The sequence below is a fragment of the Bradyrhizobium sp. UNPF46 genome (assembly GCF_006658625.1).
In the GTDB taxonomy this organism is placed as follows: Bacteria; Pseudomonadota; Alphaproteobacteria; order Rhizobiales; family Xanthobacteraceae; genus Bradyrhizobium; species Bradyrhizobium nitroreducens.
On sequence record NZ_LFJB01000010.1, the window covers coordinates 39,855 to 62,932 of the forward strand.

Annotated in this window: 22 protein-coding genes and 1 other RNA gene; 8 read left to right on the forward strand and 15 right to left on the reverse strand. The window is 65.1% G+C overall.

The window, feature by feature from the left end; translation table 11 throughout:
• The first annotated feature begins 209 nt into the window (after positions 1-209).
• Together UNPF46_RS05900 and UNPF46_RS05905 are read left to right on the forward strand one after the other, a co-directional pair.
• The gene (locus UNPF46_RS05900) at positions 210-1,109 is read left to right on the forward strand and encodes a LysR substrate-binding domain-containing protein (RefSeq protein WP_100175864.1); all 900 of its coding nucleotides are present in this window, start codon (positions 210-212) and stop codon (positions 1,107-1,109) included.
• 75 nt (positions 1,110-1,184) lie between these two features.
• Complete coding sequence (locus UNPF46_RS05905) at positions 1,185-1,904, forward strand: type 1 glutamine amidotransferase (RefSeq protein WP_142249412.1); 720 nt, start codon at positions 1,185-1,187, stop codon at positions 1,902-1,904.
• Between the two features lie 109 nt (positions 1,905-2,013).
• Here UNPF46_RS05905 and UNPF46_RS05910 read toward each other — a convergent pair whose 3' ends face one another.
• From UNPF46_RS05910 to UNPF46_RS05955, 10 genes are all read right to left on the reverse strand, one after another.
• Positions 2,014-2,481: a nuclear transport factor 2 family protein gene (locus tag UNPF46_RS05910; protein WP_142249413.1), complete on the reverse strand. Its 468-nt coding sequence runs from the start codon at positions 2,479-2,481 to the stop codon at positions 2,014-2,016.
• Positions 2,482-2,574: 93 nt separating this feature from the next.
• Positions 2,575-3,024 (reverse strand): tol-pal system-associated acyl-CoA thioesterase, encoded by a 450-nt coding sequence (gene ybgC, locus UNPF46_RS05915; protein ID WP_100175867.1) that lies wholly within the window; start codon positions 3,022-3,024, stop codon positions 2,575-2,577.
• A 93-nt stretch (positions 3,025-3,117) separates the two neighbouring features.
• On the reverse strand, positions 3,118-4,074 hold the full coding sequence (locus tag UNPF46_RS05920) for a metallophosphoesterase (protein ID WP_142249414.1): 957 nt from the start codon (positions 4,072-4,074) through the stop codon (positions 3,118-3,120).
• 107 nt (positions 4,075-4,181) lie between these two features.
• Positions 4,182-5,051, reverse strand: coding sequence for a DUF6869 domain-containing protein (locus tag UNPF46_RS05925; protein WP_142249415.1), 870 nt, complete (start codon positions 5,049-5,051; stop codon positions 4,182-4,184).
• A 95-nt stretch (positions 5,052-5,146) separates the two neighbouring features.
• Complete coding sequence (gene ruvB, locus UNPF46_RS05930; RefSeq protein ID WP_181769816.1) at positions 5,147-6,184, reverse strand: Holliday junction branch migration DNA helicase RuvB; 1,038 nt, start codon at positions 6,182-6,184, stop codon at positions 5,147-5,149.
• A gap of 20 nt (positions 6,185-6,204) precedes the next feature.
• On the reverse strand, positions 6,205-6,822 hold the full coding sequence (gene ruvA, locus UNPF46_RS05935) for a Holliday junction branch migration protein RuvA (RefSeq protein WP_035998377.1): 618 nt from the start codon (positions 6,820-6,822) through the stop codon (positions 6,205-6,207).
• A gap of 217 nt (positions 6,823-7,039) precedes the next feature.
• Complete coding sequence (ruvC, locus tag UNPF46_RS05940) at positions 7,040-7,585, reverse strand: crossover junction endodeoxyribonuclease RuvC (RefSeq protein ID WP_142249416.1); 546 nt, start codon at positions 7,583-7,585, stop codon at positions 7,040-7,042.
• 88 nt (positions 7,586-7,673) lie between these two features.
• A complete protein-coding gene (locus UNPF46_RS05945) occupies positions 7,674-8,258 on the reverse strand; it encodes a helix-turn-helix transcriptional regulator (RefSeq protein ID WP_142249417.1) in 585 nt (194 codons plus the stop codon).
• A complete protein-coding gene (locus tag UNPF46_RS38675; protein WP_142249418.1) occupies positions 8,255-8,776 on the reverse strand; it encodes a DUF4365 domain-containing protein in 522 nt (173 codons plus the stop codon). The genes UNPF46_RS05945 and UNPF46_RS38675 overlap by 4 nt, the downstream gene beginning before the upstream one ends.
• A gap of 28 nt (positions 8,777-8,804) precedes the next feature.
• Positions 8,805-9,551: a YebC/PmpR family DNA-binding transcriptional regulator gene (locus tag UNPF46_RS05955; RefSeq protein WP_142249419.1), complete on the reverse strand. Its 747-nt coding sequence runs from the start codon at positions 9,549-9,551 to the stop codon at positions 8,805-8,807.
• A 221-nt stretch (positions 9,552-9,772) separates the two neighbouring features.
• On the opposite strand from UNPF46_RS05955, the gene UNPF46_RS05960 reads away from it, so the two are divergent.
• The 5 genes from UNPF46_RS05960 to UNPF46_RS05980 all read left to right on the forward strand — a co-directional run bounded on the left by UNPF46_RS05960 (position 9,773) and on the right by UNPF46_RS05980 (position 17,769).
• Positions 9,773-11,509 (forward strand): methyl-accepting chemotaxis protein, encoded by a 1,737-nt coding sequence (locus tag UNPF46_RS05960; RefSeq protein WP_142249420.1) that lies wholly within the window; start codon positions 9,773-9,775, stop codon positions 11,507-11,509.
• A gap of 188 nt (positions 11,510-11,697) precedes the next feature.
• Positions 11,698-13,122, forward strand: coding sequence for a methyl-accepting chemotaxis protein (locus UNPF46_RS05965; protein WP_100175875.1), 1,425 nt, complete (start codon positions 11,698-11,700; stop codon positions 13,120-13,122).
• A 665-nt stretch (positions 13,123-13,787) separates the two neighbouring features.
• Positions 13,788-14,252, forward strand: a complete 465-nt coding sequence (locus UNPF46_RS05970) for a (2Fe-2S)-binding protein (protein WP_174718808.1) — start codon at positions 13,788-13,790, stop codon at positions 14,250-14,252.
• 8 nt (positions 14,253-14,260) lie between these two features.
• Positions 14,261-16,429 (forward strand): xanthine dehydrogenase family protein molybdopterin-binding subunit, encoded by a 2,169-nt coding sequence (locus UNPF46_RS05975; protein ID WP_181769809.1) that lies wholly within the window; start codon positions 14,261-14,263, stop codon positions 16,427-16,429.
• On the forward strand, positions 16,426-17,769 hold the full coding sequence (locus UNPF46_RS05980) for a c-type cytochrome (protein ID WP_142249422.1): 1,344 nt from the start codon (positions 16,426-16,428) through the stop codon (positions 17,767-17,769). Before UNPF46_RS05975 ends, UNPF46_RS05980 begins: the two co-directional genes overlap by 4 nt.
• A gap of 188 nt (positions 17,770-17,957) precedes the next feature.
• On the opposite strand, the gene UNPF46_RS05985 is transcribed toward UNPF46_RS05980, so the two are convergent.
• The 5 genes from UNPF46_RS05985 to UNPF46_RS06005 all read right to left on the reverse strand — a co-directional run bounded on the left by UNPF46_RS05985 (position 17,958) and on the right by UNPF46_RS06005 (position 20,636).
• Positions 17,958-18,782 (reverse strand): TIGR00282 family metallophosphoesterase, encoded by an 825-nt coding sequence (locus UNPF46_RS05985; RefSeq protein ID WP_181769810.1) that lies wholly within the window; start codon positions 18,780-18,782, stop codon positions 17,958-17,960.
• Positions 18,760-19,356 carry a 5-formyltetrahydrofolate cyclo-ligase gene (locus tag UNPF46_RS05990; protein WP_142249423.1) on the reverse strand — a complete coding sequence of 199 codons (597 nt, stop codon included), beginning with the start codon at positions 19,354-19,356 and terminating at the stop codon, positions 18,760-18,762. The genes UNPF46_RS05985 and UNPF46_RS05990 overlap by 23 nt, the downstream gene beginning before the upstream one ends.
• 187 nt (positions 19,357-19,543) lie before the next feature.
• A non-coding RNA gene (ssrS, locus tag UNPF46_RS05995) (6S RNA) lies at positions 19,544-19,704 on the reverse strand.
• A gap of 231 nt (positions 19,705-19,935) precedes the next feature.
• On the reverse strand, positions 19,936-20,319 hold the full coding sequence (locus tag UNPF46_RS06000) for a cell division protein ZapA (protein ID WP_018646696.1): 384 nt from the start codon (positions 20,317-20,319) through the stop codon (positions 19,936-19,938).
• Complete coding sequence (locus tag UNPF46_RS06005; protein ID WP_018318703.1) at positions 20,316-20,636, reverse strand: DUF4164 domain-containing protein; 321 nt, start codon at positions 20,634-20,636, stop codon at positions 20,316-20,318. Before UNPF46_RS06005 ends, UNPF46_RS06000 begins: the two co-directional genes overlap by 4 nt.
• 374 nt (positions 20,637-21,010) lie before the next feature.
• On the opposite strand from UNPF46_RS06005, the gene tkt reads away from it, so the two are divergent.
• Positions 21,011-22,996 carry a transketolase gene (tkt, locus tag UNPF46_RS06010; RefSeq protein ID WP_142249424.1) on the forward strand — a complete coding sequence of 662 codons (1,986 nt, stop codon included), beginning with the start codon at positions 21,011-21,013 and terminating at the stop codon, positions 22,994-22,996.
• Positions 22,997-23,078: the final 82 nt, after the last annotated feature.

The window sequence follows — 23,078 nt, forward strand, 5'->3', positions numbered from 1 at the left end:
CATTTCCTTCCGCGCAAACCCCTCCCCGGCCCAGGGCTCCGGCCCCCGTTCGGTGGGATTTGGCGCGATTTGGAGGTTTGAACCCCTCCAATCTGCCGAAAAAGCGGGCTAGCTCCAGCCCTGATGAAAAAGATCGCAGACCTATACTTCCATCGTCCAATGAATAATGGCACCCTCTGCATGCCAAAATGTTATGATTGGAAGGTGAGATGGCGCGGATCAATTCACGGCAGGTCGAGGCCTTCCGCGCGATGATGCTGACCGGCAGCGTCACGGAGGCTGCGAAGCTGATGGTGGTGACGCAGCCTGCGGTGAGCCGGTTGCTGCGTGACCTCCAGGCCCTGCTGAAGATGGAGCTGTTCGAGCGGCGCGGCACCGGCCTGGTGCCGACCGCCGCGGCGATGGCACTCTATACCGAGGTCGAGCGCTCCTTCGTCGGCCTCGAACGCATCACGGCCGCAGCCGAGGAAATCCGGGGACGCCGCACCGGCTCGCTGCGCATCGCCGCGCTGCCGGCGCTCGCGAATGGCTATCTGCCGCGCCTGGCCGGGCACTTCCTGCAGGAGCGGCCAAACCTCAACCTCGCTTTCTTCGGCGTGATCTCGCCGATCGTGGTCGACTGGGTCCTGAACAATCAATGCGACATCGGCTTTGCCGAGGTACCCATCGCCCATTCCGGGCTGCCGAGCCTGCGGCTGCCGGCGCCCGCGCGCGTCGCGGTGCTGCCAACCGGCCATCGCCTCGCGGAAAAGGACGTGCTGGAGCCGCGCGATTTCGAGGGCGAGACGTTCATCTCGCTGTCGGCGGGATCATCGAGCCGGCATCTCGTCGACCAGGTCTTCAATCGGCATGAGGTTCGCCGCGTGCTCCGGGTCGAGACCACCTTGTCGGAGATCATGTGCGGCATGGTCTCCTCGGGGCTCGGCGTTGCGATCTGCGATCCCTTCACCGCGCGGGAATTCGCCACCCGCGGCGTGGTCGCCCGCCGCTTCCTGCCGCGCATCGACTTCGAATTCTCCGCCGTCTTCCCGGCACAGCGCAGTCCGTCGCCGGTGGCGCTGGATCTCGTGGAAACCATGCGCAAGGCGCTCGACAGCTTCGAGGATTAGACAGAGCCCGTCCGAAGGCGGTTGACGTGGCCGCCACGGGCGCAGTGTTATAGCGACGCAACCGAAGCAGGGCACATGGCACGCATCACCATCATCGAGACCGGGCTCGTCCCTTCCGAATATCGCGAGCGCCACGGCTCGTTTCCCGACATGTTCGAGCGCATGGTCCGCGCCGAGGATCCGGCGGCCACGGTCGAGATCGTCAGCATCCCCAATGGCGATGCATTGCCCGATCCGAGCAAGCTCGAAGCGGTGCTGATCACCGGCGCGGCCGCCGGCGTCTATGACGGGCTCGACTGGATCGCGCCGCTGGAAGACTTCGTGCGCGCCGCCTATGCCAACAAGACACCGATGGTCGGCGTCTGTTTCGGCCATCAGCTGATCGCGCAGGCGCTCGGCGGCACCGTGCGCAAGTCGGAAAAGGGCTGGAGCATCGGCCGGCACGTCTACCAGGTGCTGCCGGAGAATGGCGTCATTGGCGGCGAAGCAGTCGCGATCGCCGCCTCGCATCAGGACCAGGTGATCGAGCCCCCAAGTGATGCGCTGACGATCCTCTCGTCCGACTTCACCCCGCATGCCGGTCTGCTCTACGCCAACGGCGCGACGCTGACCGTGCAGCCTCACCCCGAGTTCGACGTGGACTTCGCGCAAGTGTGCTGCGAATTGCGCGACGGCAAGGCGCCGGAGGATGTTGTGGCTAAGGCGAGGCAGTCACTGGCGGAGCCGATGGACAACGCGAAGCTGGGTGGGGCGATCACGAGGTTTCTGGCGCGCAAATCCATCTCCTCATCCTGAGGAGCGCGCTCTTCGCGCGCGTCTCGAAGGATCGAGGCCCCGCTGCGGTAGCGGGGCCGGCATGGTTCGAGACGCCGCTTCGCGGCTCCTCACCATTAGGAGAGATAGTTCAGAACGGATCGCGCCCCAATCCCGCCACATCCGCCGGCCGCGGGCCGGGCGCGGGCCAGTGAAAGCGGCGATCCTTCTCGGCGATCATGATGTCGTTGATCGACGCCTCGCGCCGCCGCATCAGGCCGTGCTCGTCGAACTCCCACTGCTCGTTGCCGTAGGAGCGATACCACTGGCCGTTTCCATCGTGCCATTCGTACTGGAAGCGCACCGCGATGCGGTTCTCGTCAAAGGCCCAGAGGTCCTTGATCAGGCGGTAGTCGTGCTCCTTCTCCCATTTGCGGGTGAGGAAGGCGACGATGGCCTCGCGGCCCTGGAACACCTCGGAGCGATTGCGCCAGCGGCTGTCCTCGGTATAGGCGAGCGAGACGCGCACCGGGTCGCGTGAATTCCAGGCGTCCTCGGCCATGCGGGCCTTTTGCGCGGCGGTTTCGCGGGTGAAGGGTGGAAGCGGCGGGCGCGACATGATGGCCTCATCGGTTGGTCGGGGCCGCAATCTATCGCCGCAATGGGTGGAGTCGATAGGCCATCACAAATCGGCTGATCACTTATCGGGCGATCACGAAATCAAATCGGCCTTCATCAATGCGCGGATCGATTTCGGGATCGGCTGGGCGCGGCCGCCGCTGATGAAGGCGACGCGGACCTCGGCTTTCACCAGAACTTCCCCGCCGCGACGGACTTCCTGCGCCAGCATGATCGAGGCGCCCTTCACCGCGACCGGCCAGGTCACGACGTCGAGCACGTCGTCCATCCGCGCGGGCTTGAGGAAATCGAGATGCATCGAGCGCACCACGAAGGCAAAGCCTGTGCCTTCGGTCTCGGCCTGCTCGAACAGCGCCTGCTGCTCGGCGCCCATCAACCGCAAATGATTGGTGCGGCCACGTTCCATGTAGCGCAGATAATTGGCGTGATAGACGATGCCGGAAAAATCCGTGTCCTCGTAATAGACGCGGACCTGCATGTGGTGGCGGCCATCGCGGATCTCGCCGTCGAGATGAGCTGTCACGTCGCGAGCCTCTTCGCTTGTCGGTAACCGGCCCGTTTTGCGCAAAAACGGCCGGCCGCGCAAGCGTGTCGCTTTTTCTTGGTCGCGTTTTCTTTACGCGAACCGGTCTCCACTTCGCTCGAAAACGCTATCGGATACAACCAGCCCTGTCCGCCCCAACGTCACCTCGACGATCTCGGGCGGCACGCCGACGCGGACCGGCATGATGCTGCAACCGAGGCCGCCGGAGACGATGAGATCGCATTTCAGGCGGAAGTGGCCGTAGGCGAGCCGCATGCCGTTCTTGGGCGACACGGCCGGCGACCAGCCGAGCAGGCGGACCTGGCCGCCATGGGTATGGCCGGACAGTTGCAGCGCGACGCGCGCGGGCACGAGCGGCGCGATGTTGGGCTCGTGCGCGAGCAGGATGACCGGCGCATCGTCGGAGATCTTCGCCAGCGTGCCTGCGAGATCGTCGGCGCCCAGCCGGTGCGCGCGGCCATAACGCTTCGAAGGATAATAGGCCAGTTGATCGCCGAGCCCGGCGAGCCAGAACGGACGGCCGTCCTTGGACAGACGCACGACGTCGTTCTCGTAGACGGGAATGCCGGCCGCCTCCAGCGCCCGATGCGCGATGGTCGGCCCGTGCCCCGCCCGCTGCACGGTCCGGTCGTCCCAATAGTCGTGATTACCCATGACGGCATGGACGCCGAGCGGCGCCTTGAGGCCGGCCAGCACCCTCGCCCATTCGCGCGACGGGATCAGCCGCGTGACGTGGTGGAGGCCGGCGACATAGTCGCCGAGCAGCACGATGATATCGGGCTTCAGCGCATTGGTGCGCTCGACGATGCCCTCGATCCGCTCCAGCGACATCCAGGGATCGCAGGCGTGGACGTCGGCGATGGCGGCGATCTTCAGCGGGAAATCCTTCGGCCATTGCCGCGGCGTCGGATGATAGCGGGTGACGCGAAGCCGCAGCACCGGCTCGACGCCGACACCATAGGCGGCGGTCGAGATGCCGAGGGCGGACAGACCGCCGATGGAGCGAATGAAGTGACGGCGCGTGATCATGAAAAACCCGCTTCAGCTACAGCCTCTCGATGCGATCGGATTGGAGCGGAATTGGGGTGCACGCGTGCAGACGGCCAGCATCTGCGTGCAGACGGTCTGCACAGGGATTACCAACGGCTCTCGCCGACCAGCGCGTCCAGCCGCGCCTTCAACTCGTCGGACGCGCGGTAGTACCAGACGCCGCCGAGCAGATCACGAAAACGTTCGTTGCTCCGCGCCTCGCGCTCGATGCGGTCGATCGTGGCGGCGCTGATCACGTCTTCGAGGGGACCTGCGGCCAGCAGCGACAGCAGCACCGGGTTGGCTTCGATCTCCAGGATTTCCAGAATGAGATCGATCAACTTGTCGGGATCGTCTTCGCACAGGTCGCGCTCGAAATCCATGATCGCGAACAGATTGTCGTCCTGGTCACGCTCGGATCTGGAGTATTGCTCGACCCAGGCGCGCGCCAGCGCGGGCACCGACATGCCGGCGCAATCGAGCGGCGCGCGCGGCGTGCGCTGCGCCTGGCGGTCGGCCTGCCAGGCCTTGCTGTCGGCAAGTCCTGCAATGCGCGACATCGAGGGGTCGTCAGGCGCGACATGCACGCCACCGAGCAGCCAGCGCAGCCGGTCATTGTACCCGGCCTCGTGCTCGATACGCGCGATCAGATCAGGATCGTGCGCATGGAGCAGCACCGGAAGGAATTTGTCGTCGAGCTGCATCACCGTCGGCTTGTCAGCCTCGGTCCTGAGCACCTCCAGCACGAGATCGAGCGCGGCTTCAGGCCTGCGATGCGGCAGATGATCGAAATAGAGCTTGAGAGTCCAGACGCTGCTGACCTGGTCGCGGCGGCTGACGCGCTGAAGCGCGCACCACATCGACGCCAACTCGTCGAGGGCCAGGGAATCGAGGAACGCCTCGGTCTCGTCGGGCGTGCGCAGTTGCGGCACGGCCGCGATCACCCCGAGCAATCCAGCGTCTCCCGTCGGCTCCATTCTTCCCACTCCAATCCGTCTTCATCAGCGGCGAAGTCCGCCGCGCGTTCGGATTAGTGACAGGATTGGACCTGAGGGTTCACCGGCTGCGGCAGTCAGTCGTCCTCGGCCTGGTCGGTGCCGAACAAGCCGAATTGTGCCGCCGCATCGCGCGAGGGCTCGGCGATGCCGAGATGGCGGAAGGCGTGCGAGGTGAGCAGGCGGCCGCGCGGAGTGCGCTGGAGATAGCCGCACTGGATCAGATAGGGCTCGATGATGTCCTCGATCGCATCGCGCGGCTCGGACAGGGCCGCGGCCATGGTCTCGACACCCACCGGGCCGCCGCCATAGTTCGTCGCGATGGTCGTGAGGTAGCGGCGGTCCATGGCATCGAGGCCAGCGGCATCGACCTCGAGCGCGCTGAGCGCGTGGTCGGCAATCTTGCGGTCGATCTTGTCGGCATCGGCCGCCGAGGCGAAATCGCGCACCCGGCGCAGGAGGCGGCCGGCGATGCGCGGCGTGCCGCGGGCGCGGCGCGCGATCTCGTTGGCGCCGTCGGCACTCATGCCGACATTGAGCACGCGGGCGCCGCGGCTGACGATGCTTTCCAACTCCTCGATCGTGTAGAAATTCAGCCGCACCGGAATGCCGAAGCGATCGCGCAAGGGATTGGTGAGCAGGCCGGCGCGCGTGGTGGCGCCGACGAGGGTGAATTTCGACAGCTCGATCTTCACCGAGCGCGCCGCCGGGCCCTCGCCGATGATGAGGTCGAGCTGAAAATCCTCCATCGCGGGATAGAGCACCTCCTCCACCGCGGGGCTGAGGCGATGAATTTCGTCGATGAAGAGCACGTCGCGCTCTTCGAGATTGGTGAGAAGGGCTGCGAGATCGCCGGCCTTGGCGATGACAGGGCCCGAGGTGGCGCGAAAGCCGACGCCGAGCTCCTTGGCCACGATCTGCGCCAGCGTGGTCTTGCCGAGGCCGGGCGGACCGACGAACAGCACGTGATCCAGCGCCTCGCCGCGCTTGCGCGCGGCCTCGATGAAGATCGACAGGTTCTTGCGCGCCTGCTGCTGGCCGACGAAGTCGGACAGCGATTGCGGGCGCAAGGCGGTGTCGCCGACATCGTCGCTGCGGCGCTCGGGCGAGACCATGCGGCTGGCCTTGGGATCGCTCACTTCGCCAATTCCTTCAGGCCGAGGCGAATGAGCTGCGCGGTCTCGGCGCCCTCACCCGCACTCCGCGAGGCCGATGCGATGGCGGCGGCTGCCTGCGGCTGGCCGTAGCCGAGATTGACCAGCGCGGAGATCGCGTCCGCCACCGGGCGCGGCGCGCGCTGGTCGTCGACGGCACCGGCGAGATGCACCACGGCCGGATCCACATTGGCGAAGGCCGGCGCCTTGTCCTTCAACTCGGTGACGATGCGCTCGGCGACCTTGGGGCCGACGCCGGGCGTGCGCGCCACCGCGGCCTTGTCGCGGAGCGCAATGGCATTGGCGAGATCGGCGGGCGAGAGCGTGCCGAGCACCGCGAGCGCGACCTTGGCGCCGACGCCCTGCACGGTCTGCAGCAGGCGAAACCATTCACGCTCCTGGTCGGTGCGGAAGCCGAACAGTTTGATCTGATCCTCGCGCACATAGGTCTCGATCGACAGCACCGCCGCTTCACCGGGCGAGGGCAGATGTTGCAAGGTACGCGATGAGCAATGCACCTGGTAACCGACACCGCCGACGTCGAGGATGACAAAATCCTCGCCGTAGGAATCGATCAGGCCCTTGAGCTTGCCGATCATCGCGGCCGGCCCGGTGATTGAATGATGCAGGGCAATATCGGTGCGTTCCCTCCCCCCTTGTGGGGGAGGGTTAGGGAGGGGGGAGCCACACGGGGATTCTTTCGAGGGTGCGAGTACGGCACGCATGGCCCGTTAACGACGGCGGCACCGCCGCCGCGGCTACCCCTCTCCCCAACCCTCCCCCACAAGGGGGGAGGGAGCACACCGTAGCTGCGGCTCATATGTGCCTCACATCGCTCAGGCTCGCCACCTTCAGCCGCAGCGCGGTGCTCTGGCGGTGATGGGCGTGGGTGATGGCGATGGCGAGCGCGTCGGCCGCGTCGGCCGATGGCGGATCGGCCTTCGGCAGAAGAATCTTCAGCATCATCGCGATCTGGGCCTTCTCGGCGTGACCGGCGCCGACGACGGTTTTCTTGACCTGGTTGGGCGCGTATTCGGCGACCGAGATGCCAAACATTGCGGGCGCCAGCATGGCGACGCCGCGGGCCTGGCCGAGCTTCAGCGTCGCAACGCCGTCCTTGTTGACGAAGGTCTGCTCGACCGCGGCTTCCATCGGCTGGTGATCGGACAGGACGGAAGCGAGCCCTTCGTGGATCGCGAGCAGCCGGCTTGCCAGTGGCAGGTCGTTCGGCGGTTCCACCGAGCCGCAGGCCACATAGATCAGGCGGTTGCCGTCAGCCTCGATCACGCCCCAGCCGGTGCGGCGCAGGCCGGGGTCGATGCCGATGATGCGGACGGGGCCACGAATCGGAAGTGCGGTCATGGGCCAGTGATAGCGCTTGACCAAGCGGAACGGAACAGAAACAAGATTGGTATCCGGAAGAAAGCAAGGCTACGTCATCCGAGGCGCATCATGAATGTGTGCGACTTAGGCCCCTAAACCGCGGAGGAAGCGGGTGATCCGCTTCCGTAACAGAACTTACAAAATAGGCGGCAACTTCGGTCCGATTTGCAGCCTTCAGCTTTCTCATAATAGCGTGGATATGAACCTTCACGGTTCGCTCGCTTAATCTCAACCGCTGAGCGATCTCTTTGTTCGCTTTGCCGTGACTGACCAACTGGGCGATTGCCATCTCGCGCTCTGTCAGAATGCCGCGCGTTTCTTGGGGTTTGCTGGACACATCGGACGCTGCCCGAGCAGATGCTTCCTTTGATACATGAAGAAGCTTCTCCACAATTACGGCCTCCGACGATCCATCAATCTGAGCAAGAGTCCGCAGAGCGTCGGCCACCCGGCGTTCTTCTTCCGGAAATGACGGGACGACCGGAACGACAAATTGCACCGGATCGTCTGCATTCAAGATGCGCTTGGAAAAGATGGCAACTCCGGCTACGCGAGAAGGCCGAGAAGACCATCCCGTCGCAAGAAGATACTCCACCAGCTTGGCTGCAGTAATTCGCTCTGCTGACATAAGGCTCGCTGTCGCATCAATCATGCGTCAAACCTTTCCTTCGACGACCGAAGCATCCGCTCGATGACGTCGGGCGTGAGACGGTTTTCCTGTGGAACGTGAATTCGGACGGTCGAAGAGTTCGACGCGGAGGATCCTGTTTCCGTCCACCAGAAGGCCGATGCCCTCAAGATAAGCTCACTCGGCTTCAGTGCAAACCATTCATCCGGGGATCCGTCGAAACAAATCAGATACAGATAATAGGGAGTTCCTAGCGTGTGACGGCCGACGATGAGATCATAGTTTCTAGCCTTTAGGTCGTACGCAATTCTTCGCCTCCGATGAGACGCTACGGTCGTACCCTTTAACTGAAAATCGACTGGAAAACCCGATGGAACAAATCGGACCCCACCTGGCGTTGGGATCTGCATGATATGAGATAGGGTACCATCGACGCCATAGTCTCTTCTTGCGACAGCGATCGTGGCACCTGCCAACGCCGCCACTGCCTGCATGTACGCCGTGGCCAATTCATCGAGCAAATGCTCGTGTGGTAGCGACATCCCCTCCCCCAGTTGGGCTCCCCAGCCCCTACCCGCCCATCTTCGCCATCAGCGCGTCCGACACCTCGAAATTCGCGTAAACCTGCTGGACGTCGTCGTGGTCGTTGAGGTGGTCCATCAGCTTGAGCAGCTTCTCGCCGGTCTCGTCGTCGACAGCGACCGTGTTCTGCGGCTTCCAGATCAGCGCGGCCTTGCGCGGCTCGCCGAACTTGGCTTCCAGCGCCTTGGCGACGTCGCGATAGCCTTCGGTCGAGGCGTAGATCTCATGGCCGCCTTCGCCGGACACGACGTCGTCGGCCCCGGCCTCGATCGCGGCATCGAGCACGGCGTCGTCGGAGGCAACCGAGCGATCGTATTCGATGATGCCGGTGCGGTCGAACATGAAGGAGACCGAGCCGGTTTCACCGAGATTGCCGCCCGATTTGGTGAAGAAGGAGCGGATATCGGAGGCGGCGCGGTTGCGGTTGTCGGTCAGCGCCTCGACGATGACGGCGACGCCGCCGGGGCCATAGCCCTCGTAGCGGATCTCGTCGTAGTTCTCCCCGTCGCTGCCGAGCGCCTTCTTGATGGCGCGCTCGATATTGTCCTTGGGCATGTTCTCCTGCCGCGCCGCGATCACGGCGGCGCGCAGGCGGGGGTTCATGTTGGGGTCGGGCGTCCCCAGCTTGGCGGCGACCGTGATTTCCCGCGCCAGCTTGCCGAACAGCTTGGACTTCTGGGCATCCTGCCGCCCCTTGCGGTGCATGATGTTCTTGAATTGGGAATGTCCGGCCATGCGTGGTCTCTCGAGGAATCGTCAGCCAAAGGTGAGCGTGGGAAGCGCGGCCTTATAGGCCGCCGCCCACCGGAATCAAAGGGATCTCCTACTCCTAAGGTAGCACCGTAAAGGTAGCCCTGGGTACGGCCGGGTGCCTAGAGATCGGGCATTGTTAACCCTGATTTCATTCCGGGCTGCGAAAATAGCGTCCGACCGTTTTCCCTGACAAGAGAGAGCTGATGGCGTTCGGACTATTTCGGAAGCGTCTGCCGGACCCGGCTGCGCCGGCGGCTCCGCAGCCGGCGGCCCATTCCGAGCCCGCGGCCATGGCCGAAACTGATTCGGCCCGGGAAATCCTGGAGCTGCTGGAACTCGAGCTCGGCGCCATGATTCGCCAGCTCGAACGCGCCGCCAATTCGGTGGCCGGCGGGGCCGAGGCGACCGCCGCGACCCTTGCCGCCATCCGCGACCGCACCGACGCCCTGACCGGCCGGACCAACGCGGCGCAATCGACCGCCTCCACCTTCGCCCATGCCGCCGACAAGTTCACCCAGTCCGCCCAGGGCATCGGCGCGCAGGTTCGCGAAGCCGGCAAGCTCGCCGACGAGGCCAGCGCCGCGGCGCAGGAAGCCCGCGCCAATGTCGATCGCCTGCGCGAATCCTCCGCCGCCATCGGCAACGTCGTCAATCTGATCGCGCAGATCGCGCGGCAGACGACGCTGCTCGCGCTCAATTCGACGATCGAGGCCGCGCGCGCGGGCGCAGCCGGCAAGGGCTTTGCGGTCGTCGCCACCGAGGTCAAGGCCCTCGCGGTGCAGACCCAGAGCGCGACCGAAGAGATCACGAAGAAGATCGACGCGCTGCAGCGCGACGCCGCAGGCTCCGCGGATGCCGTGCACCGCATCTCGCAGGCGATCGAGGCGATCCGCCCGGTGTTCGAAACCGTCAACGGCGCGGTCGCGGAACAGAACGCCACCACGAGCGAAGTTTCCGGCAACGCCGCGAGCGCCTCGGAGTTCATCGTCTCGGTCGGCGAGAGCGCGGCCGAGATCGACGCCGCGACCAAGGCGGCCGAAACCCACGGCGAGAACGTCGCCAGCGCCGGCAAGGCCGTCACCACCTTCGCACAGAAGCTGAAATCGCGCTGCGCCGTGCTGCTGCGCCAGAGCGAGCACGACGACCGCCGCAAGACCGAGCGGCTGCCCTGCCATCTCAAGTTCGAGAGCGCGCGCGGCATCATGCCGGTCTATGAAATCTCGATGGACGGTGTGCTGATCGGCGGCACGGACGCAGGCCGGCTCGCAGCGCAAGCCATGATCGAGGGCACGCTGGAAGACGTCGGCGCCTGCCGCCTGCGCGTGATCGAGCAATCCAAGGCCGGCGCCCGCGCGCAATTCGTCGCCCCCAATGCCGAGCTCCGCGAAAAGATCGAGGACAAGCTCTGGTCGATCCACGGGGAGAACACCGAGTTCGTCACCCGCGCCATGGAGGCGGGCAACGCGCTGACTGCGATCTTCGAGCAGGCGGTCGCGCGCGGCGAGATCAAGATCGACGACCTCTTCGACACCGACTATGTCGAAATCGCCGGAACCAATCCGCAGCAATTCCGCACGAAATATCTCGACTGGGCCGACCGCGCCTTGCCGCCGTTCCAGGAGGCCTTTCTGGCGAAGGACCAACGCATGGCGTTCTGCGCCATGGTCGACCGCAACGGCTTCCTGCCGGTGCACAACAAGATCTATTCGCACCCGCAGCGACCGGGCGACGCCGCCTGGAACACGGCCAACAGCCGCAACCGGCGGATATTCAACGATCCGGCGGGGCTCGCTGCCGCGCGCAACCTGCGATCGTACCTGGTCCAGAGCTATGCGCGCGACATGGGCAATGGAAATACGGTGATGATGCGCGAGATCGACGTCCCGATCCGCGTGCAGGGCCGGCACTGGGGTGGATTCCGCACGGCTTACAAGCTGTAGAGCAGATTTCGAAAAGGGTGCCGCATTATTTCGAACGGCCCCCGCTCGAAATAGAGAAATAGGGCGTAGATTTCGTCTGAGTGCACGCTCAGGCAAGACGCCGGCAGCGAATCGTCCTTTTAAGCTGAATCGGAATGGGAATGCCGCCGTGAGCCGGGTTGCGGCTCTGACTGGAGGACTCATCGAACATGTCCGTCGTACAACTTGCAGTCATGGACACCGGCTCCAATCGCACGCTGGCCGAGCGGCTGATCGACCAGCTTGCCGACCGCATCGGCGGTCTCGGCGTGGAACTCGCCGATATTGCCGGCAACGTTCAGGAAGTCGCCAGCCGCGTCGCAAACCAGTCGGAACGGTTCCACCATTTGCAGAAGACGGCCGAGACGATGGTCTCGGCCAACCACGACATCGCCAACGCCTCGCAGGCCGTGCAGACCACGACGTCGGCCGCTGTCGGCGAGATCACGCAGTCGCGCAGCGCCGTCGACACCGCCGTCAGCCATATCTCCGAGCTCGTTGCAGCGGTGGAGCGGATCGAGGCCCGCCTCAGCGCCGTCGGCTCGGCGCTGGCCCAGGTGGCGAAGGTCTCGGGTTCGATCGAGGCGATCGCCAAGCAGACCAATCTGCTCGCGCTCAACGCCACCATCGAAGCCGCCCGCGCCGGCAATGCCGGCCGCGGCTTTGCGGTGGTCGCAAGCGAGGTGAAGAACCTCGCGGAAGCCACCCGTCAGGCCACGCACCAGATCTCCGACACCGTGCGCGATCTCGACGGCCAGATCGAAGGCCTGATCGGCGAGAGCAGCGACGCCTCGCAGCGCGCCAAGACCGCCGGCGAAGGCGCGCAAGCGATCTCCGGCATCATCTCGCGCGTCCAGCAAGGGTTCGCTTCCGTGGAGGCGGAGATCGGCAGCGTCACGCGCGCGGCGACCTCCAATCTCGGACATTGCGACACCGTCATCAGCGAGCTGAGCGAGCTCGCCAAGGGCGTCGATCTCTCCTCGCGCGACCTCAAGAACGCCGACGAGCGGGTGGCGAAGCTGCTCGACACGTCCGAGGGCCTGATCGCGCTGATCGCCGACAGCGGCGTGGAGACGTCGGACACGCCGCTGATCCGCATCGTGGTCGACACCGCGAAGCGGATCTCGGCCGAATTCGAAGCCGCGCTCGATCGTGGCGACATCACACTCGACCAGCTGCTCGACGAGACCTACCGCGAAATTCCGGGCACCGACCCGAAGCAGTATCTCACCAATTACGTCGAGTTCACCGACCGCGTGCTGCCGGCGATCCAGGACCCGATCCAGAAATCGGATCCGCGCATCGTCTATTGCGTGGCCTGGGCGCGGAGCGGCTACCTGCCGACCCACAACCCGAACTACCGCCTGCCGCAGGGCAAGGACCCGGTCTGGAACAACGCCAATTGCCGCAACCGGCGCCTGTTCAACGACCGCACGGTGAAGAAGGTCGCCGGCAGCACCAAGCCGTTCCTGCTCCAGACCTACCGCCGCGACATGGGCGGCGGGCAGTTCGTTCTGATGAAGGATCTGTCCTCGCCGATCATGATCCGCGGCAAGCACTGGGGCGCCTTCCGGATGGGATTCCGGCAGGGCTGACCACCGCTCAACCAAAAATCTGAAAAACAACCCCATGCACAGTAGCCGGGGCATGCGAAATCAATGGCTTACGCCGACAGCCTGCGGCCTGTTTTGACTCGCCGGGCAAAACAGGCGCATAATGCTATTATTCCGAAATCATTGTCATCCCTCTTCCCTTCTCCCCTTGTGGGAGAAGGTGGCGCGAAGCGCCGGATGAGGCGTCTGCCTACCGCGGGCCGAGCTGCGTGAGAATGAGAGAGGATCATACGCGGAGACAGACCCCTCACCCGAGTGAGTCTGCATCTACTGACGTCGCCGCCCTCTCCCACAAGGGGAGAGGGCACAGCAATCGGCGTCGCGGATGATCCGTCGGACCACCGCCGACTGACTTTTACAAACGCACGAATTTCATCACCGCATGATTTGCACATTCGCACGACAATTTGCGAAGGACGACGACGCGCGCGATGAAAATGCGCCAAAAAATGACGATTATCATATCATTTAGCCCAAATGGGCTGCAGTGATCGCCGCACAAATTCGTGAACGTCATGGTCTGCCGGCTCAGCTGCGCAAATATGCATTGCTGCGAATTTGGAAGCTTCATCGTTTCGCATCGGTATGATTATGGTCGCGCGCAAATCGCCGAACGCCGCGAGCGTTCGGCGAGCAAGGGGATGCATATGGCAACGACACTCACCGTCAACGGCGAACAGAAGACTTTCGACGCACCACCCGACATGCCGCTGCTGTGGGTGCTGCGCGACATCCTCGGCATGACCGGCACCAAATTCGGCTGCGGCATCGCGCAATGCGGGGCCTGCACGGTGCATGTCGACGGCAAGGCGGTGCGCTCCTGCGTGTTGCCGGTGAGCGCTGTCTCGAACCGCACTGTGACCACCATCGAACATGTCGGCAGCACGCCCGCAGGCGCCAAGGTGCAGAAGGCCTGGTTGGAAGCCGAGGTGATCCAGTGCGGCTATTGCCAGTCCGGCCAGATCATGGCGGCCGCCGCGCTGCTGGCGACAACGCCCAATCCTGACGATTCCGACATCGACGCCGCGATGGCCGGCAACATCTGCCGCTGCGGCACCTATGTGCGAATCCGCGAGGCCATCAAGCAGGCCGCCAACGGCCGGCAGTCGTGAGGTCCGCCATGAATGCACTCGACACCGTCTCCCGCCGCTCGCTTCTGACCGGCGGCATCGCCACCGGCTTCCTGCTCGCCTTCCATCTGCCGCTGCGCGCCGCCGTCAACGAGCCGGTGCAGCCGAACGATACGACCGACGGCAAGTTCGCACCCAACGCGTTCATCCGGATCGACTCGGAGGGCGTGACCACGCTGGTGATGCCGCAGGTCGAGATGGGACAGGGCATCTACACTGCTATCTCGATGATCCTGGCGGAAGAACTCGACGCGGACTGGTCGAAGGTCCAACTGCTGCACGCACCCGCCAACGAGAAGCTCTACGGCAATCCCATTTTCATCATTCAGGCGACCGGAGGCTCCACATCGGTCCGGGCCTTCTGGAAGCCGCTGCGCGACGCCGGCGCCAGCGCGCGCGCCATGCTGGTGCAGGCTGCGGCTGCGCAATGGGGCGTCGATCCCGCCAGTTGCGCGACATCGAAGGGTGTGGTGACCCACAAGGCGAGCGGCCGGACGCTCGCTTATGGCGCGCTCGCGGCTGCCGCGAGCGGCCAGACGCCACCCAACAACGTCCCGCTCAAGGACCCCAAGGATTTCGTCTATATCGGCCAGCCGTTCAAGCGGCTCGACACCCCCGACAAGGTCAACGGCAAGGCCGTCTATGGCATCGACGCCATCGTGCCGAACATGAAGTTCGCGACGCTGGCGCAGTGCCCGGTGTTCGGCGGCAAAGTCGGCAAGGTCGACGACCGCGCCGCGAAGAAGATCCCGGGCGTGCGGCAGATCGTCGTGCTCGACGATCTCGTCGCCGTCGTCGGAGATCACATGTGGGCGGCCAAGAAAGGCCTCGATGCGCTCGTGATCGAGTGGAACGAGGGACCGAACGCAAAGATCAATTCGAAGGCGATCTGGGACGATCTGCGCGCCGCCAGCGCCAAGGACGGCGTGGTCGCCAAATCCACCGGCGACGTCGCCAAGGGCCTCGCGACCGGTGAAAAATTCGAGGCGTCGTTCGAATTGCCGTTTCTCGCCCACGCGACGATGGAGCCGTTGAACGCCACGGTGCATTGCAAGCCTGATTCCTGCGAGATCTGGACCGGCACGCAGATCATGGCGCGCGTGCAGTCGGAGGCGGCCAAGGCCGCCGGGCTTCCGGTCGAGAAGGTGACGGTCAACCAGCACCTGCTGGGCGGCGGCTTCGGCCGCAAGCTCGAGCCCGACATGGTGGTCACGGCCGTTCGCATCGCCAAGCAGGTCGAAGGTCCGGTCAAGGTGGTGTGGACCCGCGAGGAGGACATTCAGCACGACGTCTATCGGCCGGTCTATCGCGACACGATCGCGGCGACCCTGTCGGGCGGCAAGATCGTCGGCTGGAAATACAAGATCACGGGCGCTGCGATCATCGCACGCTGGCTGCCGCCGGCGTTCCAGAAGGGCATCGACATCGACGCGGTCGACAGCGCGGTCGACGTGCCCTACGAGATCCCGAATTTCCACGTCGAGTATGTCAGGGCCGAACCGCCGGCGATCCCGACCGGTTTCTGGCGCGGGGTCGGCCCCAACAACAACGTGTTTGCGGTCGAATGCTTCATCGACGAGCTGGCGCGCAAGGCCGGCAAGGACCCGGTCGAGTTTCGCCGCGGCATGCTGGCCAATTCGCCGCGCTTCCTTTCCGTCCTCAACCTCGCGGCCGAGAAGTCCAATTGGGGGCAGCCCCTGCCGGCCCGCGTCGGGCGCGGCGTGTGCCTGCAGCCGTCGTTCGGAAGTTTCATCGCAACGGTCGTGGAAGCGGAGGTGGACGAGCAGGGCGAAATCAATCTGCGCCGCGCGACCTCGGTGGTGGATACCGGCATTGCCGTCAATCCCGATACGATCGTCGCCCAGGTCGAGGGCGGTCTGGTCTTCGGCCTGACCGCCGCGCTCTACGGCGAGATCACCATCGAGAAGGGCCGCGTCCAGCAATCCAACTTCAATGACTACCGGATGCTGCGGATCAACCAGACGCCCAAGATCGAGGTTCACGTCGTGAGGAGCGGCGAGGCGCCCGGCGGCATCGGCGAGACCGGCGCGACGGCGGGACCGCCTGCCCTGCGCAACGCGATCTACGCCGCAACCGGCGTGGCGCTGCGGCGCCTGCCGATCGATCGGAAACTGCTGGCTGCGGGGAAGAAGGCATGAGCGGCAAGATGCGTATCCTCACGAGCGTCGTTGTGATCGGCGTCGTCGCGGCAGGGCTCGGCGCCTGGATCATCCGCGGACCCGGCCCGCTCGACTTCGCCGGCGGCACGAAAGTGGCGCTGGCGGATTATCGCGCCGGCAAGCCGACCGGCGTGCCGGCCAAGCTGGAGAAAGCGAGCCTGGTCGAACGCGGCGAATATCTGGCGAAGGCGGCCGACTGCATGGTCTGCCACACCAAGCCCGGCGAGAAGGACTATTCCGGCGGGCTCGCCTTCAAGCTGCCGTTCGGCACGCTCTATTCCACCAACATCACGCCGGACAAGGACACCGGCATCGGCAATTACAGCGACCAGGATTTCCTGAACGCGGTCCAACACGGCAAGCGTCGTGACGGCGCGCGACTCTATCCCGCCATGCCGTACACGTCCTACACCTTCATGACCGACGAGGACGTGCTGGCGGTGAAGGCTTATCTGTTCAGCCTGCCGCCGGTGCGCGCGAAAGCGCCTGACAACACGCTGTCGTTCCCGTTCAACCAGCGCTGGGCGATGATCGTCTGGTCGGCCGTGTTCAATCCTGACACGCGCTTTGCGCCCGACACCTCGAAGAGCCCGGAGTGGAATCGCGGTGCGTATCTTGCTGAAGCGCTGGCGCATTGCGGCGAGTGCCACACCCCGCGCAATCTCGGCTTCGCGCTGGACAACCGCAGGAAGTTCGCAGGCGCGATCACGGCGGGCTGGCGCGCCTTCAACATTTCATCCGACAAGGCCACGGGTCTCGGCAATTGGAGCGACCAGGATCTGATCTCGTATCTGTCGCTCGGGCACGCACCTGGCCATGGCTCGGCCTCGGGCCCCATGGGCGAAGCCGTGGACCGCAGCTTCAGCCAGTTCGCGCCGAAAGACATCCGCGCTATCGTTGCTTACTTGCGCAGCGTGCCACCGCAACCCTCGCCCGAGCTGCCCGCCACCACGGCCCCGGTCGCGCCCGCCTCGCACAAGGAAGGCATCACGGCAGACGCACGCGGCAAGATGCTGTTCGCCGGCGCCTGCGCCAGCTGCCATGGCTGGAGCGGCGAAAGCCCGGTCTCGCCGATGGCAACACTCACCGGCACCTGGGCCGTCAACGACCCCGCCGCCACCAACGTCGCGCAGATCGTGATCTCGGGCACCAAGCGGCATACGCCTGACGGTGCGCTGTCGATGCCGGCGTTCGGCAATGCGTACACCGACGACGAGATCGCGGCGGTGGCGAACTACGTCACGGCGCGGTTCGGGACGAAGGGCTCGAAGCTGACGGCGAAGGATGTGGCGGGGCTGAGGCAGCAGACGGCAGAGTGATGCTTCTCTTACCCTCCCCTGGAGGGGGAGGGTCGCTACGCATGCAGCGAAGCGCAATGCGTAGCGGGGTGGGGTGACGGTCTCTCCACATCCAACACTGCCCGAGTGGAGAGATCACCCCACCCCGCTCGCGCTGCGCGCGATCGACCCTCCCCCTCCAGGGGAGGGTGGCGCGGATGCCGCGCCAGCTAACTCAACCAGAACCGCGGCGTCGCCGGCTCCAGTCGTCCCCCCATGCGCACCGGCGCGATCTTCAGTGCGAGCCCCGTCGCGTCATCCGTCTCCACCGCGACGCCGCTGAGCGTCGCCGCGCCCGCCGCCGGCTCGAACCTGCCCGACGGAATCCCCGAGGTGAACCGGCGCAGCGGCTCTTCCTTCTGCATGCCGATGATGGAATCGTAATCGCCGGTCATGCCGGCGTCGGTCATGTAGGCGGTGCCGCCCGACAGTATCTGGTGGTCGGCGGTCGGCACGTGCGTATGCGTGCCGACGACGAGGCTGGCGCGGCCGTCGCAGAAGAAGCCGATGCCCTGCTTCTCGCTGCTCGCCTCGCAATGGAAGTCGACGACGATGGCATCGGCGGCGACGCCGAGCGGACAGGCCCCCAACTCGCGCTCGAGCGCGGCAAAGGGATCGTCGAACGGGGTCATGAAGACGCGGCCCAAAGCGTTGACGACGAGGGCATGCTTGCCGTTCTTGGTCTCGACCAAAGCGGCGCCGCGGCCGGGCGTGCCGCGCGGATAGTTCGCCGGGCGCACCAGGCGCTCGGCGCGCTCGATGAAAACGAGGGCTTCTCGCTGGTCCCAGGAATGGTTGCCGAGCGTCACCGCATCGGCGCCGGCATCGAGGAATTCCTGGTAGATCGCTTCGGTGATGCCGAAGCCGCCGGCCGAATTCTCGCCGTTGACGACGACGAAATCGAGCGACCAGTCCTTGACCATGCCGGGCAGATATTCGGCGATGGCGTTGCGCCCGGCACGGCCGACGACATCACCCACGAAGAGAATGCGCAACTTCAGAACTCCGGAAATCGAACACGTCCGATTCCGTTAGCACATAATCCAGTGCGACGTCGTGGGCTAGTGCCGGAACCGCCTTGATCTCCTGCGCCGCGAAAGCGAGCCCGATGCCGAGGATATTCTTGGTCTTGCGCAGATGCGCGAAGGTGAAATCGTAATGCCCGGCACCATAGCCGATGCGATGGCCGAGGCGGTCGAACGCCGCGAGCGGCGTCAGCATGATGTCGGGGATGACCTCGGCGGCGGCCGGCGACGGCTCGGGAATGCCGAGCGGGCCCATCATCAGACGGTCGTTCGGATGAAAGATGCGGAAGACCAGCGACTGGCCGCGCGCGGTGACGCAAGGCAGCGCCAGCCTTGCGCCTTCCTCCGCGAGCTTCTTCATCAGCGGCATCGGATCGATCTCGCTGCGGATCGGCGAATAGCCGGAGACGATGCTGCCGGGCAGCAGCTTGAACGGCAGCCCGCGCTTGGCGAGCTTTGCGGCGGCTGCGCTGCGCTTCTTGTCGCTGAGCGCGTCGCGCGCGGCGAGGGCTTTGGCACGGAGTTCGGATTTGGTGGTGGTCATGTGCTTTGGGCTCCACGTCATCACCCGCCTTGTGCGCCCTTGCGCACTGGAGAGGGTGATCCAGTATTCCAGAGGCGTTAGTGATTCACACAAATGCCGCGGCGTACTGGATGCCCCGGTCAAGCCGGGGCATGACACCTGTTGAATTGGCCGCCGTCATTCAACAAGCGCGAACCAGAAGAAACAGTGCGAAGCCGCGTACGCCGTTGAAGCACTCGATCCCGGAGTTCCCTACGAAAGTAGGTGGGCACCATATGTCCGGGCCCACGGGCCCGGCCAGGGACAGTTCCCTAAAGGATCGATAAGGCCCCGGGGATATATGGCTCCGGACGCGCGTCGCAGCCTCGCGGAGCCAATGTAACAACGATACTGACGAATCGCCAGCCCGGGCTTTCTTACCCTCCCCTGGAGGGGGAGGGTCGATCGCGCGGAGCGCGAGCGGGGTGGGGTGATCTCTCCACGCGGGCACTGTTCGATGCGGAGAGACCGTCACCCCACCCCGTCTCACATTTCGCTGCGCTCAATGTAAGCCGACCCTCCCCCTCCAGGGGAGGGTAAGAGAAGCGGCCTCGCCAATCTCTAACCGATCGCAATCCCATTCCCGACGGTGCGGTTCAAGACCTGGGTCGACTTCTCGATGCGCTCGGCGGCGGCGTTCAGGGCGTTGACCACGGCGGTCTGCGTCATGCGGGCGCGCTCGACGGCGGCGTTGCGGAAATCCCTGAGCTCGGTCAGCTCCTGCTCCAGGGTGCGGACGCGGTTGGTGGTGTCGACCAGCTCGTCGCAGACGGTGAGCGCGGCCATCACGGTGAGGCGCGCATCGCCGATCTCGCCGAATTTTCCGCGCAGCGATTGAATGCGTGTCTCCAGGGTTTCGGCGAGCTTGAGCAGCCGCACCTCCTGGCCCTCCTCGCAGGCCATGCGGTACTGCCGGCCGTTGATGGTGACGTTGATGTGGCTCATCCGTCCTCTCCGGTATCGAGCACCGAACGTATCGTGACGATGGCGGAATCCAGCCGGTCGGAGATCTCGCGATTGGTGCGCTCAAGCTTGCGCGCCTTCACCAGCGCGCCGTCGAGCTCGTCGGCAAGCCGCGAGCGGTCGGCGCCCAGCGCCTGGATACGGGCCGCCAGCTCGTTCTCGTCGCGATCGGCATCGCGCCGCCGCTCCACCGCGCTTTCGAGCGCGTCGAGCGCCGCCATCAGCCTGCGGGTCGCGATCTCGATCTCGACCGCGGAGGACTCCGTCATGGCGGCACTGTTGGACACGCGATCGTTCATGTAGTCAGCGGTGGAACCTGGCGGCCTTTGCCCAGTGGCCTTTTCCTGGGGCTTGCCGCCCGGCAAAAGACTCGGTTCGGCAAGCGGTTAGAAGCAGAAATTTACGTGGCAAGCTAGGGAAGCGCAACGCCGCCGCGAAACTATGCACCGATCAATCGGAAGGAGGCTGCTGCGATCCCCCAGTTCCTCCCGTGCACGCGCCGGGCGGAAAACCGATCTCCACAGAGGCAACTTTTGCGGCCAAATCGGCGTTTGATCACCTTGGACTCCCGGAACCGAGGTGCTATCCCAGCCCCGACCTTCAGTGGCCGCCAGGCTCCTCCCGCGCGGGCGCACGTCGCCTCCAAGCGCCTCATTTCAGACGGATTTCAGACATGACGCAGGTCGATCACACCCGTATGGCCAACGCGATCCGCGGCCTTTCGATGGACGCCGTCGAGAAGGCGAAATCGGGCCATCCCGGCCTGCCGATGGGTGCCGCCGACATCGCCACGGTGCTGTTCACGCAATTCCTGAAATTCGACGCCGCCGCGCCCGCCTGGCCGGACCGCGACCGCTTCGTGCTGTCGGCCGGCCACGGCTCGATGCTGCTCTATTCGCTGCTGTATCTCACCGGCAATGCCGAGATGACGCTGGACCAGATCAAGCAGTTCCGGCAGGTCGACTCGCTGACGCCGGGCCATCCCGAGAACTTCCGCACCAAGGGCATCGAGACCACGACCGGGCCGCTCGGCCAGGGCATCTCGACCGCGGTCGGCATGGCGCTCGCCGAGAAGATGCTCGCTGCCGAGTTCGGCAAGAAGATCGTCGACCACCACACTTTCGTGCTCGCCTCCGACGGCGACCTGATGGAAGGCATCTCGCAGGAAGCGATCGCGATGGCCGGCCACTGGAAGCTCAACAAGCTGATCGTGCTCTACGACGACAACGGCATCTCGATCGACGGCCCGACCTCGATCGCCGATTCCGTCGACCAGGTGAAGCGCTTCAAGTCGGCGGGCTGGGCCGCCGAGAAGATCGACGGCCATGACCAGGCGGCGATTGCAGATGCCATCACGCGCGCCAAGAAATCCAACAAGCCGACGCTGATCGCCTGCCGCACCACCATCGGCTTCGGCTCGCCGCACAAGGCCGGCACCTCGAAGGTGCATGGCGAGGCGCTCGGCGCCGACGAGCTCAAGGCCACCAAGGAAAATCTCGGCATCTCGCTCGAGCCGTTCTCGGTGCCCGACGACGTGTTGAAGGCCTGGCGCGCTGCCGGCAGCCGCGGCGCGGCCGCACGGCAGGAATGGGAAGCCCGGCTCGGCGAGCTCGGCAGCCGCAAGCGCGCCGAGTTCGAGCGCCGCCTGCGCCACGAGCGTCCGGCGTCGCTGGCGAAGGCCGTGCGTGCCTACAAGAAGGAGCTGCTGGAGAAGCCGATGAATGCGGCCACCCGCAAATCCTCGGAAGCGGTGATCGAAGTCATCGCCGGCGCCATGCCGATGGAATTTTTGGCCGGCTCGGCCGACCTCACCGGCTCCAACAACAACAAGGCGAAGTCGGCGACCGCCTTCTCGGCCAAGACGCCGAAGGGCCGCTTCATCCATTACGGCATCCGCGAGCATGGCATGGCCGCCGCGATGAACGGCATTTTCCTGCATGGCGGCTTCGCGCCGAACGGTGCGACCTTCCTCGTGTTCACCGACTACGCGCGGCCTGCGATGCGCCTTGCCGCCCTGATGGGCGCCGGCGTCGTTTACGTCATGACCCATGACTCGATCGGGCTCGGCGAAGACGGCCCGACCCATCAGCCGGTCGAGCATCTCGCCGCGCTGCGTGCCATCCCCAACATGCGCGTGTTCCGTCCCTGCGATTCCATCGAGGTCGCCGAGTGCTGGGAGCTCGCGCTCAACCGCGTCGACGGACCGACCGTGCTGGCGCTGACGCGCCAGAACCTGCCGCAGCTGCGTACCACCGCACCGAACGACAATCCCTGCGCGGCCGGCGCCTACGAGCTTGTCGCAGCCCAGGGCGAAGCCAAGGCCACGCTGTTCGCCTCCGGCTCCGAGGTCGAGATCGCGGTCGCCGCCCAGAAGCAGCTCGCCGAGCGCGGCATCGCGTCACGGGTGGTCTCTGTTCCCTCGCTCGAGCTGTTGTTAGCGCAACCAGAGGCCAAGCGTGCTGCGATCATCGGCAACGCGCCGGTGAAGGTGGCGATCGAGGCCGCGGTGCGCTGGGGCTGGGACGCCGTGATCGGCCAGGATGGCGAATTCATCGGCATGCATTCCTTCGGCGAAAGCGGCCCTGCAAAGGAGCTTTACAAGCACTTCGGTATTACCGCCGAGGCTGCGGTTAACGCTGTGCTGAAGCGCGTTTCCTGAGAGTTGAGCTTGCCGTAAAAAAGGACTACGTAGTCTCTCATATGATCAAGCACCGCCCGGCCGAACCGGGCGTCCGCCCCTA

Excerpts from the sequence above, each read along its gene's own strand:
- UNPF46_RS05975 (WP_181769809.1), top strand. The coding sequence starts at position 14,261 with ATGAATGCACTCGACACCGTCTCCCGCCGCTCGCTTCTGACCGGCGGC.
- tkt (WP_142249424.1), top strand. The coding sequence starts at position 21,011 with ATGACGCAGGTCGATCACACCCGTATGGCCAACGCGATCCGCGGCCTT.
- UNPF46_RS05920 (WP_142249414.1), bottom strand. The coding sequence starts at position 4,074 with ATGATCACGCGCCGTCACTTCATTCGCTCCATCGGCGGTCTGTCCGCC.
- ruvC (WP_142249416.1), bottom strand. The coding sequence starts at position 7,585 with ATGACCGCACTTCCGATTCGTGGCCCCGTCCGCATCATCGGCATCGAC.
- UNPF46_RS05990 (WP_142249423.1), bottom strand. The coding sequence starts at position 19,356 with ATGACCACCACCAAATCCGAACTCCGTGCCAAAGCCCTCGCCGCGCGC.
- UNPF46_RS06005 (WP_018318703.1), bottom strand. The coding sequence starts at position 20,636 with ATGAACGATCGCGTGTCCAACAGTGCCGCCATGACGGAGTCCTCCGCG.
- UNPF46_RS05905 (WP_142249412.1), top strand. The coding sequence starts at position 1,185 with ATGGCACGCATCACCATCATCGAGACCGGGCTCGTCCCTTCCGAATAT.
- UNPF46_RS05980 (WP_142249422.1), top strand. The coding sequence starts at position 16,426 with ATGAGCGGCAAGATGCGTATCCTCACGAGCGTCGTTGTGATCGGCGTC.
- UNPF46_RS05925 (WP_142249415.1), bottom strand. The coding sequence starts at position 5,051 with ATGGAGCCGACGGGAGACGCTGGATTGCTCGGGGTGATCGCGGCCGTG.
- UNPF46_RS05955 (WP_142249419.1), bottom strand. The coding sequence starts at position 9,551 with ATGGCCGGACATTCCCAATTCAAGAACATCATGCACCGCAAGGGGCGG.
- UNPF46_RS38675 (WP_142249418.1), bottom strand. The coding sequence starts at position 8,776 with ATGTCGCTACCACACGAGCATTTGCTCGATGAATTGGCCACGGCGTAC.
- UNPF46_RS05910 (WP_142249413.1), bottom strand. The coding sequence starts at position 2,481 with ATGTCGCGCCCGCCGCTTCCACCCTTCACCCGCGAAACCGCCGCGCAA.
- UNPF46_RS05965 (WP_100175875.1), top strand. The coding sequence starts at position 11,698 with ATGTCCGTCGTACAACTTGCAGTCATGGACACCGGCTCCAATCGCACG.
- ruvB (WP_181769816.1), bottom strand. The coding sequence starts at position 6,184 with ATGGTCTCGCCCGAGCGCCGCAGCGACGATGTCGGCGACACCGCCTTG.
- ruvA (WP_035998377.1), bottom strand. The coding sequence starts at position 6,822 with ATGATCGGCAAGCTCAAGGGCCTGATCGATTCCTACGGCGAGGATTTT.
- UNPF46_RS05970 (WP_174718808.1), top strand. The coding sequence starts at position 13,788 with ATGGCAACGACACTCACCGTCAACGGCGAACAGAAGACTTTCGACGCA.
- UNPF46_RS06000 (WP_018646696.1), bottom strand. The coding sequence starts at position 20,319 with ATGAGCCACATCAACGTCACCATCAACGGCCGGCAGTACCGCATGGCC.
- UNPF46_RS05945 (WP_142249417.1), bottom strand. The coding sequence starts at position 8,258 with ATGATTGATGCGACAGCGAGCCTTATGTCAGCAGAGCGAATTACTGCA.
- UNPF46_RS05960 (WP_142249420.1), top strand. The coding sequence starts at position 9,773 with ATGGCGTTCGGACTATTTCGGAAGCGTCTGCCGGACCCGGCTGCGCCG.
- UNPF46_RS05900 (WP_100175864.1), top strand. The coding sequence starts at position 210 with ATGGCGCGGATCAATTCACGGCAGGTCGAGGCCTTCCGCGCGATGATG.